The following is an 11,124-nucleotide window of genomic DNA, read 5'->3' as shown; positions in this document are numbered from 1 at the left end:
CACCAGGTCGACGACCTCCGGGGAGGACTCCCCGCCGTTCGCCGCCGCACCCCATTCCTCGAGGACGGTCGCTGCCGGCCTCAGCTCGAGGTCCTGGCCTTCCGGAGTGGAGACGGTGATGGTCTCCAGGGCGAGGGTCACTCCCCCTTCTGGATTCTGCACGGTCACCAGTGAATAGGTCACCGCCTCCTGGCCCAGCTCCTCGCGCGCCGCCTCGATATCCTCGGGCGCCTCGGCCGGCAGGACGACGTCGCCCCTGGCCTCATCGATCAGGAACGAGAAAGTACCGCTGTTGGCATCCGCGAGGCCCTCGACGGACGGCGCATCCGAGGGTGCTGCGGCCTGCTCGGTCGCCGTCTCGGCGGGGTCGGGCGTGGGACCGGGAGGCTCGGCATCGGTGGCGGGATTTCCGCCGCACCCGGTGACCAGGATGAGCAGGAGGGTCGAGAACAGCACGGTCTTCTTCATGGGTCTCCCGATGGCCGGGCAGCGGCCGGAGTCAGGCCCGGCTCCTGCCGGGCGCGGCAACGTTCCCTCCCGTTCTACCAGCGCGGGCAGGGGCTCGCGCCGGGAACCGCTCGTCCGGCCTGTCGTTGACAGGGCGGCTCAGGCGCGGTTACGTGCGCGGCTGGGCTGCACGCGCAGAGGTTCCCCTGGCATCTTCGGGAAGTCCGGCGGGAACGGCAGCTCGCCCAGTCCCGCCTCGACGTCGCGGTCCCACCATTCGCGCAGGACGTCGATGCTGCCCGGAGCGGCATGCAGCCCCTCCCAGGGGTCGCCGGTCGTCGCCAGCCTCTGGGGCACGGTCGTGATGGTGAAGGCTGCCGGGTCGACGCCGGTCAGTTCGTCCCAGCCGAGTGGGCACGACACGGGGGCGTGGGGCAGGGCGCGCGGGCTGTACGCGCCGGCCATGGTGCGGTCGCGGTTCGCCTGGTTGTAGTCCACGAAGATGCGGGCACCGCGTTCCTCCTTCCACCAGGCCGTCGTCACTCGGTCCGGCATGCGCCGCTCGAGTTCCCGTGCGGCGGCGATCACGGCCCGGCGGACCTCGAGGAACTCGTGGGTCGGCTCGATCGGCGCGAAGACGTGGAGCCCGCGGTTCCCCGACGTCTTCACGAAGCAGGTCAGTCCCGCCTCCCGCAGGACGGCCCGGAGTTCGTGGGCGGCCGCCACCACGTCCGCGAACGTCGTCCCGGGCTGCGGGTCGAGGTCGATCCGCAATTCGTCCGGCAGGTCGGGGGCATCCGCGCGGGACGCCCATGGATGGAAGACCACGGTGTTCATCTGCGCGCCCCACACGGCGGACGCCGGCTCGTCGAGGACGAGCTGAGGGTGTGCACGGCCACTGGGATAGACCACCGTCACACTCCGCACGTAGTCCGGCGCACCCTTCGGCGGGTTCTTGCTGAAGAAGTACTCGCCGTCCACGTCGCCGCCGAAGCGCTGCAGGGAGACCGGGCGTCCGCCGTTGGCGCGCAGGAAGGCAGGCGCGACGGCGACGAGATAGCGCGCGAGGTCCAGCTTGGTCAGCCCGGCCTGCGGCCAGAGCACACGGGACGGGCTGGACAGGCGGACGGCCCGGGAACCGTCCGGACCGTCGACATCGAGGATCATCGCTTCGCTGGCCATGGACCCAATCTACCCCCGGCACCTTCGAGCGGGACTTCCCTGCTCCTGACCGTGCGACGCTGGGTACATGGATCTCGAGGTGACACCCGCACTCACGATTCCCGCATCGGAACTGGGCTGGCGGTTCTCGCGTTCGTCCGGGCCGGGAGGCCAGCACGTCAACACCTCGGACAGCCGCACGGAACTCTCGTGGGATGTCGCGCGCTCGGCGGCGCTCTCGGACAGCCAGCGCCAGATACTGCTCACGCGTCTCGGACCCCGTCTCGTGTCCGGGGTGATCACCGTGACGGCCTCGGAGCGCCGATCACAGCTGCGCAATCGCGAGATCGCCGTGGCCAAACTCGCCGCCAAGGTGGCAGAGGCGCTCGCACCCGAGCCGGCAGCCCGCCGGGCGACGCGACCCACCAAGGGCTCGGTCCGCCGGCGACTGGCTGCCAAGGAACGACGGTCGACCACGAAACGGCAGCGGCAGCGACCCGCGACCGAGCAGTGACGTCCCCGGACGTGCTGAAGACCGGTGCCCGAAGTGGGACTCGAACCCACACACCTCTCGATACTGCATTTTGAGTGCAGCGCGTCTGCCAATTCCGCCATTCGGGCCGTTCGCGCCCGGGCGGGGCGGAGGTACAGGGACTTCATTCGCCTCCGGTGCGCGAATCCACTCTACATGCCGATAGGCTGTTTCCGGGAACGGGAGCATGCCCTCTCCGGGCCCATCGGAACGCCACATCATCAAGGAGCAACAGTGTCTGAACCCACCGAATCCACGCCCGCCGGACCCGCACGCCGGGTCATCGTGGCCGAGGACGAGACGCTCATCCGACTCGACATCATCGAGATCCTGCGTGGGGAAGGGTACGAGGTCGTCGCGGAGGCCGACAACGGCGAGAAGGCCGTGGCCCTCGCCGAGGAGCACAAGCCGGACCTCGTCCTCATGGACGTGAAGATGCCCGTCATGGACGGCATCACCGCCGCGGAACAGATCGTCAAGGCACGCATCGCGCCGGTGGTCCTGCTGACGGCCTTCAGCCAGAAGGAACTCATCGAGCGCGCCCGCGACGCCGGTGCGATGGCCTACGTGGTCAAGCCCTTCACACCGGCCGACCTCATCCCCGCCATCGAGATCGCCATGTCGCGCCACGAGGAGATCAAGGCCCTCGAGGCAGAGGTGTCCGACCTCCAGGAGCAGTTCGCCACCCGCAAGCTGGTGGAGCGTGCCAAGAGCCTGCTGACCACCAAGATGGGCCTCACCGAACCCGAGGCCTTCCGCTGGATCCAGAAGACCTCCATGGACCGCCGCCTCAGCATGCGCGAGGTCGCCGAGACGATCATCAACCAGGTCAACTGACCCCTGGCCGAGGACCCTCCGGTCCGCAGACGCGAAGAGCCCCATCCTCACGGATGGGGCTCTTCGCGTCTGACCGGTGGGTCGGCCTACTTCTTCTTGGTGGGCCAGGGGCCCACGTCCTCCTTGATGTAGGACGTGTGGCTGTCGGGAAGCTGGCCGGCGTCGGTGATGTCGCCGACGCGGTGGACCTTGATCGAGTTGGTCGACCCGGCCTGTCCGGGAGGGGAACCGGCGGCGATGACCACGAGGTCGTCGACCTCGACGAGACCCTGCTCGAAGAGGACACGGTCCACCTGCGAGGTCATCTGGTCGGTGTGCTCCACGAACTCGACGAGCTTGGGCTGGATACCCCAGATCAGCGACATCGTGTTGAGCGTCGACTGCACCGGGGTGAACGCGAAGACCGGCTTCTTCGGGCGGAGGCGCGAGAGGCGTCGGGCGGAGTCACCGGACTGCGTGAAGGTGCAGATGTACTTGGCGTCGAGCTGGTCCGAGATCTCGACGGCGGCACGGGTGATCGCACCACCGCGGGTCTTCGGCCTGCTGCCCAGCGGCGGGACGCGCTCGAGGCCGTGGCGCTCGGTGGACTCGATGATGTCCGCCATGGTGCGGACGGTCTCGATCGGGTACTTGCCGACGCTCGTCTCGCCCGAGAGCATCACGGCGTCAGCACCGTCGAGGACGGCGTTGGCGCAGTCCGACGCCTCGGCGCGCGTGGGGCGGGGGTTGTCGATCATGGATTCGAGCACCTGCGTGGCGACGATGACCGGCTTGGCCCAGCGGCGGGCCAGCTCGACGGCGCGCTTCTGGACGATCGGGACGTCCTGCAGGGGAAGCTCGACGCCGAGATCGCCGCGGGCCACCATGATGGCGTCGAAGGCGTCGATGATCTCCTCGAGGGCGTCGACGGCCTGCGGCTTCTCGATCTTCGCGATGACGGGGACCCTGCGGCCTTCCTCGTCCATGATCTCGTGCACGCGCTTCACGTCACCGGCGTCGCGGACGAAGGACAGCGCCACCATGTCGACGCCGATCTGGATGGCCCAGCGGAGGTCCTCCTCGTCCTTGTCGCTGAGGGCGGGGACGTTGACGGCGACGCCGGGCAGGTTGATGCCCTTGTTGTTCGACACCATGCCGCCCACGACGACCTCGGTGGTGACCTTGACGTCGTCGACCGCGGTGGCGCGGAGCGAGACCTTGCCGTCGTCGATCAGGAGCATGTCGCCCACGTTGACGTCCTGGGGCAGTCCCTTGAACGTGGTGGAGCAGATGTCCTGCGTGCCTTCGACGTCCTCGACGGTGATGGTGAAGACGTCCCCGGGGGCGAGGGCGTGGGGGCCGTCGGCGAACCGGCCGAGGCGGATCTTGGGACCCTGGAGGTCCGCGAAGATGCCGACGGGCTTGCCGAGTTCCTCGGACGCGCGGCGCACGTTCTCGTAGGTGCTGCTGTGCACGGCGTAGTCGCCGTGGCTCATGTTCATCCGGGCTACGTCGACGCCCGCCTCGAGCACCGCGAGGGTGTTCTCATAGCTGGCGATTGCGGGGCCGAATGTTGCAACGATTTTTGCGCGTCTCATAAACCTAGCCTAGTCGTGTTTGGGTCGTGGGGATTCTGTGCGGAGCCGGTCAGAGCACGGCGATCGAGCGGTCGGTCGGCGCCACGGGCGCGGGGAGCTTGGTGGAACCCATGAGCCACTGGTCCACGGCGGCAGCGCAGGCGCGCCCTTCCGCGATGGCCCAGACGATCAGCGACTGGCCGCGGCCGGCGTCGCCCGCCGAGAAGACCCCCGGCGTGTTCGTCATGTAGTAGCCGTCCCGTGCCACGTTCCCGCGGTCGTCGAACTCGGCCTGGACCTGCTCGGTGATGCCGGCGGGCTCGGCCCCCGTGAAGCCCAGGGAGAGGAAGACGAGGTCCGCGGGGATCTCGCGCTCCGTGCCCTCCTTCGGCACCCGTCGGCCGTTCACGAACTCCGTCTCGGCGACCTTGATGCCGCGCAGTACGCCGTTGTCGCCGACGAACTCGACAGTGGAGGCCAGGTAGCGCCGCTCGCCGCCCTCCTCGTGGGCGCTCGCGATGTCGAACAGCGTGGGGAAGGTGGGCCAGGGCTGGTCCGGGCGGCGCTCGGTGGGCGGCTGCTGGCCGATGGCAAGCGTGGTGACCGATGCCGCGTGCTGCCGGTGGGCCGTGCCCAGGCAGTCGGCACCGGTGTCGCCGCCGCCGAGGATGACGACGTGCTTGCCCTCCGCATGGATCTGGTCCTCGATCGCCTCGCCGGCGACGACGCGGTTGGCCTGTACCAGGTAGTCCATGGCGAAGTGGACGCCCTCGAGGTCCCGGCCCGGGATGGGGAGATCGCGCGGCACGGTGGCACCGGTGGCGACGACGACGGCGTCGTACCGCCGCTTCAGCTGGCCCCAGCTGATGTCCTTGCCGACGTCCACGCCGGTCCGGAAGCGCGTGCCCTCGGCCTTCATCTGGTCGAGGCGGCGCTCGAGGTGGATCTTCTCCATCTTGAAGTCGGGGATGCCGTAGCGGAGCAGGCCGCCGATGCGGTCGTCGCGCTCGTACACGGCCACCGTGTGGCCCGCCCGCGTCAGCTGCTGCGCGGCGGCGAGCCCCGCAGGTCCCGAACCGACGACGGCGATGGTGCGGTCGGTCAGGCGCTCCGGCGGATGCGGTTCCACCCAGCCCTCGTCGAAGGCCAGGTCCGCGATGGACACCTCGACCTGCTTGATGGTCACGGGCGGCTGGTTGATGCCGAGCACGCACGAGGACTCGCACGGTGCGGGGCAGAGCCGGCCGGTGAACTCGGGGAAGTTGTTCGTGGCGTGCAGGCGATCGATCGCCTCACGTCCCTTGTCGCGGAACGTCAGGTCGTTCCACTCCGGGATCAGGTTCCCGAGCGGGCAGCCCTGGTGGCAGAACGGAATGCCGCAGTCCATACAGCGGCCCGCCTGGCTCTTGAGGACGCCCTTCTCCTGCGCCTCGTACACTTCCTTCCAGTCCATGATGCGCACCGGAACGGGCCGGCGTGGCTGGGTCTGGCGCTCGCGCACCTTCATGAATCCGCGTGGGTCAGCCACCGGTTACCTCCAGGATCTTTGTCCACGCCTCTTCGCCGTCAGGGTCGAGGCCCTGCTCGACGGCGGTGGCGCGGGCGTCCAGTACCGCGGCGTAGTCGCGCGGCAGGACCTTGGTGAATCGGGGGACGGTGTCCTCGAAGGACGCCAGCAGGCTCTCGGCCAGGTTCGACTCGGTCTCCTCGACGTGCTGGATGAGCAGCCGCCGCACGATCTCGACGTCCTCGGCGTCCAGCCCGACGAGCAGGAGCTCGCCGTTCTCGAGGCTCTGCTTGTTGACGCGCGCGCGGTCGAGGTCCAGCACGTAGGCCGTGCCACCCGACATGCCCGCACCGAAGTTGCGGCCCGTGCGGCCGAGGATCAGGGCCTGGCCGCCCGTCATGTACTCGCAGCCGTGGTCGCCGATCCCCTCGGCCACCGCCGTCGCCCCGGAGTTCCGGACGAGGAACCGCTCCCCCACCTGGCCGCGCAGGAACATCTCGCCACTCGTGGCACCGTAGCCGATGACATTGCCGGCGATCACGTTGTGGTCCGCGCGGAACACGTTGGAGCGGTCCGGGCGCACGATGATGCGGCCGCCGGACAGTCCCTTGCCGACGTAGTCGTTCGAGTCGCCGAGCAGCCGCAACGTGATCCCGGCGGGCAGGAACGCGCCGAGCGACTGCCCCGCCTGTCCCGTGAGGGTGACGTCGATGGTGTCGGTGGCCAGCGTGTCCAGTCCGAAGGTCCGGGTGACCTCGTGACCGAGCATGGTGCCCACCGACCGGTCCGTGTTGACGACGTCGACGGAGATGCGGACCGGCGAGCGGTGCTGCAGTGCGTCGGCACTCATCTCGATGAGCTTGTTGTCGAAGTGCTGATCCAGCTCGTGGTTCTGCGGGAGCATGTTCCGCATCGGCTCGCCGGAGTCGGACTCGTTGCCCCGCAGGATCGGGTCCAGGTCCAGGCCGTCGGCCTTCCAGTGCTCGATCGCCTCGCGGGCGTCGAGCAGCTCGCTGTGGCCGATGGCCTCCTCGAGCGTCCGGAAGCCGAGCTCGGCGAGGATCTCGCGGACCTCCTCGGCGATGAACTCGAAGAAGTTGACCACGAACTCGGGCTTGCCCGTGAAACGGCTGCGCAGCTCCGGGTTCTGCGTGGCCACGCCGACGGGACACGTGTCGAGGTGGCAGACGCGCATCATGATGCAACCCGACACCACGAGCGGTGCCGTGGCGAAGCCGAACTCCTCACCACCGAGCAGTGCTGCGATGACGACGTCGCGCCCGGTCTTGAGCTGGCCGTCCACCTGCACCACCACGCGGTCGCGCAGCCCGTTGAGCATGAGGGTCTGCTGCGTCTCGGCGAGCCCGAGCTCCCACGGGATGCCCGCGTGCTTGAGCGAATTGAGCGGGCTCGCGCCGGTCCCGCCGTCGTGGCCCGACACGAGGACGACGTCGGCCTTGGCCTTCGTGACGCCCGCGGCGACCGTGCCGATACCCACCTCGGAGACCAGCTTCACGTGGACGCGTGCGCTCGGGTTGGACCTCTTGAGGTCGTAGATGAGCTGTGCGAGGTCCTCGATGGAGTAGATGTCGTGGTGCGGCGGGGGCGAGATGAGCGCGACGCCCGGGGTGGAGTGCCGGGTGCGCGCGATCCAGGGGTACACCTTCTGGCTCATGAGCTGGCCGCCCTCGCCGGGCTTGGCTCCCTGGGCCATCTTGATCTGGATGTCGTCGGCGTTCGTCAGGTACAGGCTCGTGACGCCGAACCGGCCCGAGGCGACCTGCTTGATGGCCGACCGACGCTCGGGATCGAGCAGGCGCTCGACGTCCTCGCCGCCCTCACCCGTGTTGGACTTCGCGCCGAGGCGGTTCATCGCGATGGCGAGCGTCTCGTGGGCCTCCTTCGAGATGGAGCCGTAGCTCATCGCGCCCGTGGAGAAACGCTTGACGATGGACGAGACCGGCTCGACCTCGTCGATGCCGATGGGTTCGCGTGCGTCGCCGCGCAGCCTGAGCAGCCCGCGGAGCGTCATCAGGTCCCGCGACTGGTCGTCCACGCCCTGGGTGTACGCCTTGAAGATGTCGTAGCGGCGCTCGCGCGTGGCGTGCTGCAGCCGGAAGACGGTCTCGGGGTTGAAGAGGTGCGGCGGTCCCTCGCGGCGCCACTGGTACTCGCCGCCGTTGTCGAGGCCGCGGTGGGGATCCTCGATCCCGTCCTGCGGGTACGCGCTCTCATGGCGAGCCGCGGTCTCGGCCGCGACGACGTCCAGCCCGACGCCGCCGAGCTGGGTCTGCGTGCCGTGGAAGTATTCGTCGACGAGCTCCTGCGACAGCCCGAGCGCCTCGAAGGTCTGGGCACCGCAGTAGGAGCTGACCGTCGAGATGCCCATCTTGGACATGATCTTCAGAACACCCTTGCCGAGGCCCTTGATGAGCTGCGCGACGGCGGCTTCGGCCGTGACGCCGGTGATGTCGCCGTTGCGGACGAGTTCCTCGCAGCTCTCCATGGCCAGGTAGGGGTTGACCGCGGAGGCTCCGTAGCCGATGAGCACCGCCACGTGGTGGACCTCGCGCACGTCGCCGGCCTCGACCACGAGCGAGGTCTTGGTGCGGTTGGCGCTCTTGAGGAGGTGGTGGTGCACGGCGCTGGTCAGGAGCAGGGACGGGATGGGGGCCCACTGTGCGTTCGAGTCGCGGTCGGACAGCACCACGTACTCGACGCCGCGGTTCAGCGCGCTGGACACCTGCTCGCAGATCTCCGCGAGGCGTGCCCGCAGGGCGGCCTCGCCACCGTCGTGCCGGTACAGGCCGCGCACCCGGACCGTGAGCCGGTCGCCGTCGTCGGTCTCGAGGTTGGCGATCTTCGCCAGCTCGTCGTTGGTGATGACGGGGAACTTCAGGGCGATCTGCTTGGATCGCACCTGCCCGGTGGAGAGCAGGTTGCCGTCCGGTCCGATGGTGACGCCCATCGAGGTCACGAGCTCCTCGCGGATCGAGTCCAGCGGCGGGTTGGTCACCTGCGCGAAGGACTGCACGAAGTAGTCGAACAGGAGGCGCGGACGCTTGGACAGCACGGCGATCGGGGTGTCCGAGCCCATGGCTCCGAGCGGCTCGGCGCCGCTCTTCGCCATGGGGCCGAGCAGGATGCGCAGTTCCTCCTGCGTGTACCCGAAGGTGCGCTGGCGGCGGTTGATCGACGCCTTGGTGTGGATGACGTGCTCGCGCTCCGGGAGGTCCTCGAGCTGGATCAGGTTCTCCTTGACCCACTCCCCCCACGGGTTGGCGGCGGCGACCTCGGCCTTGATCTCCTGGTCCTCGATCAGGCGGCCTTCCTCCGTGTCGACGAGGAACATCTTGCCCGGCGAGACACGGCCCTTGCGGACCACGCGGGAGGGCTCGACGTCGAGAACACCCACCTCGGAGGCGAGGATGACGAGGCCGTCCTCGGTCACCCAGTAGCGGGCGGGGCGCAGTCCGTTGCGGTCCAGCACGGCACCGACGAGGCGGCCGTCGGTGAAGGACACGGCCGCCGGTCCGTCCCAGGGCTCCATGAGCATGGAGTGGTACTGGTAGAACGCGCGGCGGGCGGGGTCCATGGTGGCGTGGTTCTCCCACGCCTCCGGGATCATCATCATGATCGAGTGCGTGATCGGGCGGCCCGAGAGCGTCAGCAGCTCCGCGACCTCGTCGAACGACGCCGAGTCCGAGGCGCCCGGGGTGCAGATCGGGTACAGCTCCTCCGGCGAGTCCCCGAGCAGCGGGTTGGACAGCTGCGACTGCCGGGCACGCATCCAGTTGCGGTTGCCCTTGACCGTGTTGATCTCGCCGTTGTGGGCGATGGTCCGGAAGGGCTGCGCGAGCGGCCAGGACGGGAAGGTGTTGGTGGAGAACCGGGAGTGCACGATGCCGAGGCGCGTCTTGAAACGCTCGTCGGACAGATCCGGGTAGAAGGGCTCGAGCTGCGCCGTGGTGAGCATGCCCTTGTAGACGATGGTCTTCGAGGACAGCGAGGGGAAGTAGACGCCGTACTTGTTCTGGGCACGCTTCCGCACCCGGAACGCGCGTCCGTCGAGATCGGCCGTGCTGCCGTCCGCCGGGGCCAGGAAGAGCTGCACGAAGTGCGGCATGCACGCACGGGCCATGGCACCCACGAGGTCGGCGACGACGGGGACGACCCGCCAGCCCAGTACCTCGAGACCTTCGGACTCGGCGATGGACTCCAGCCCGGCACGCGCCGTCTCCTCCTCCTTCGCCTCGGCCGGCAGGAACGCGGTGCCGACGACGTAGGAGCCGGCGGGCGGCAGCGGGAAGTCGACCACGGCGCGGAAGAACTCGTCGGGGACCTGGGTCAGCAGGCCCGCACCGTCCCCGGTGCCCTCGTCCGCGCCCACGGCACCTCGGTGCTCGAGGTTGCGCAGCGCTGTCAGGGCGGCGTCGACGATGTCGTGGCCGGGCTCACCCCGCAGGGTCGCGATCACGGCGAGGCCGCACGCGTCCTTCTCGTTCTCCGGGTTGTAGAGCCCGGTCGCCTCCGGCAGGGAGGCGAACCGCGTGAAGGGGGATTGCACGGTCGCAGCCGTGGATGGTGCCGTTCCGGAGTCCGTCCCGGTCGACTTTCCTGGCGTCAAAGCAGTCATAGAAAGGATCCTTCCCCCATGATGGAGCGTCGGGAGGGGACAGCCCTGGCCCCGGGGGCACCGCTGTCTGGAAGCGGGCACCGTCTATCGATCTCGTGCACATCGTCCGGCCGACGTTGCCCGGCGCTCTTGGCGGGCAGTCGCAGAAGTGGTCCTGCGCCGGCTGGGGACGGTGTCGGTGCGGGCAGGAAGGTGATCCGGCCGTCGCACCTGGAGTCCACAACTGTGTGGTGTTGCGTCCTTTAGGGGCGGTGGCCCGGGGACTGCTATCGGGAGCCGGAGACCGCGGCCCCGCTTGCGCGGAGTCCTGGAACGGTACTCAGGCGCCGTTTGTTTCGGAAAGATTACCACGATCGTTCCGCGTGCCCAGCCCGGTGTCCGCTGCGTGGGCACCTGTGGCTGAAGCGTTATCGGATGCACCCGACCGGCCTGCCACAGGAGCCTCAGC

7 protein-coding genes and 1 tRNA gene are annotated in these 11,124 nt (G+C 69.0%); 2 read left to right on the top strand and 6 right to left on the bottom strand.

Annotated features, from left to right (window positions below; all coding sequences use genetic code 11):
• Positions 1 to 468 (bottom strand): hypothetical protein (locus CVO76_RS05200; RefSeq protein WP_432206132.1); only part of this gene is annotated, 468 nt, incomplete at its 3' end.
• Positions 469 to 606: 138 nt separating this feature from the next.
• Entirely contained in the window at positions 607 to 1,629 is a 1,023-nt protein-coding gene (gene ligD / locus CVO76_RS05195) for a non-homologous end-joining DNA ligase (RefSeq protein ID WP_208741035.1), read from the bottom strand.
• A 67-nt stretch (positions 1,630 to 1,696) separates the two neighbouring features.
• Here ligD and arfB point away from each other — a divergent pair, with 67 nt between their 5' ends.
• The gene (gene arfB / locus CVO76_RS05190) at positions 1,697 to 2,122 is read left to right on the top strand and encodes an alternative ribosome rescue aminoacyl-tRNA hydrolase ArfB (RefSeq protein ID WP_208741033.1); all 426 of its coding nucleotides are present in this window, start codon (positions 1,697 to 1,699) and stop codon (positions 2,120 to 2,122) included.
• 25 nt (positions 2,123 to 2,147) lie between these two features.
• Here the strand turns inward: arfB and CVO76_RS05185 are convergent.
• Positions 2,148 to 2,229 (bottom strand) — tRNA-Leu (locus CVO76_RS05185).
• Between the two features lie 145 nt (positions 2,230 to 2,374).
• On the opposite strand from CVO76_RS05185, the gene CVO76_RS05180 reads away from it, so the two are divergent.
• On the top strand, positions 2,375 to 2,977 hold the full coding sequence (locus CVO76_RS05180) for an ANTAR domain-containing response regulator (RefSeq protein WP_208741031.1): 603 nt from the start codon (positions 2,375 to 2,377) through the stop codon (positions 2,975 to 2,977).
• A gap of 86 nt (positions 2,978 to 3,063) precedes the next feature.
• Here the strand turns inward: CVO76_RS05180 and pyk are convergent, their stop codons facing one another.
• From pyk to gltB, 3 genes are read right to left on the bottom strand one after another with little or no spacing between them, the layout of a single operon-like run.
• Entirely contained in the window at positions 3,064 to 4,554 is a 1,491-nt protein-coding gene (pyk, locus tag CVO76_RS05175) for a pyruvate kinase (RefSeq protein ID WP_133081842.1), read from the bottom strand.
• 49 nt (positions 4,555 to 4,603) lie between these two features.
• Positions 4,604 to 6,061: a glutamate synthase subunit beta gene (locus CVO76_RS05170; protein WP_133081841.1), complete on the bottom strand. Its 1,458-nt coding sequence runs from the start codon at positions 6,059 to 6,061 to the stop codon at positions 4,604 to 4,606.
• The gene (gene gltB / locus CVO76_RS05165) at positions 6,054 to 10,676 is read right to left on the bottom strand and encodes a glutamate synthase large subunit (RefSeq protein ID WP_208741029.1); all 4,623 of its coding nucleotides are present in this window, start codon (positions 10,674 to 10,676) and stop codon (positions 6,054 to 6,056) included. The genes CVO76_RS05170 and gltB overlap by 8 nt, the downstream gene beginning before the upstream one ends.
• Positions 10,677 to 11,124: the final 448 nt, after the last annotated feature.

Source organism: Arthrobacter agilis (assembly GCF_002953615.1).
GTDB lineage: Bacteria > Actinomycetota > Actinomycetes > Actinomycetales > Micrococcaceae > Arthrobacter_D > Arthrobacter_D agilis_B.
This window is presented reverse-complemented; position numbering and strand designations above follow the sequence as displayed.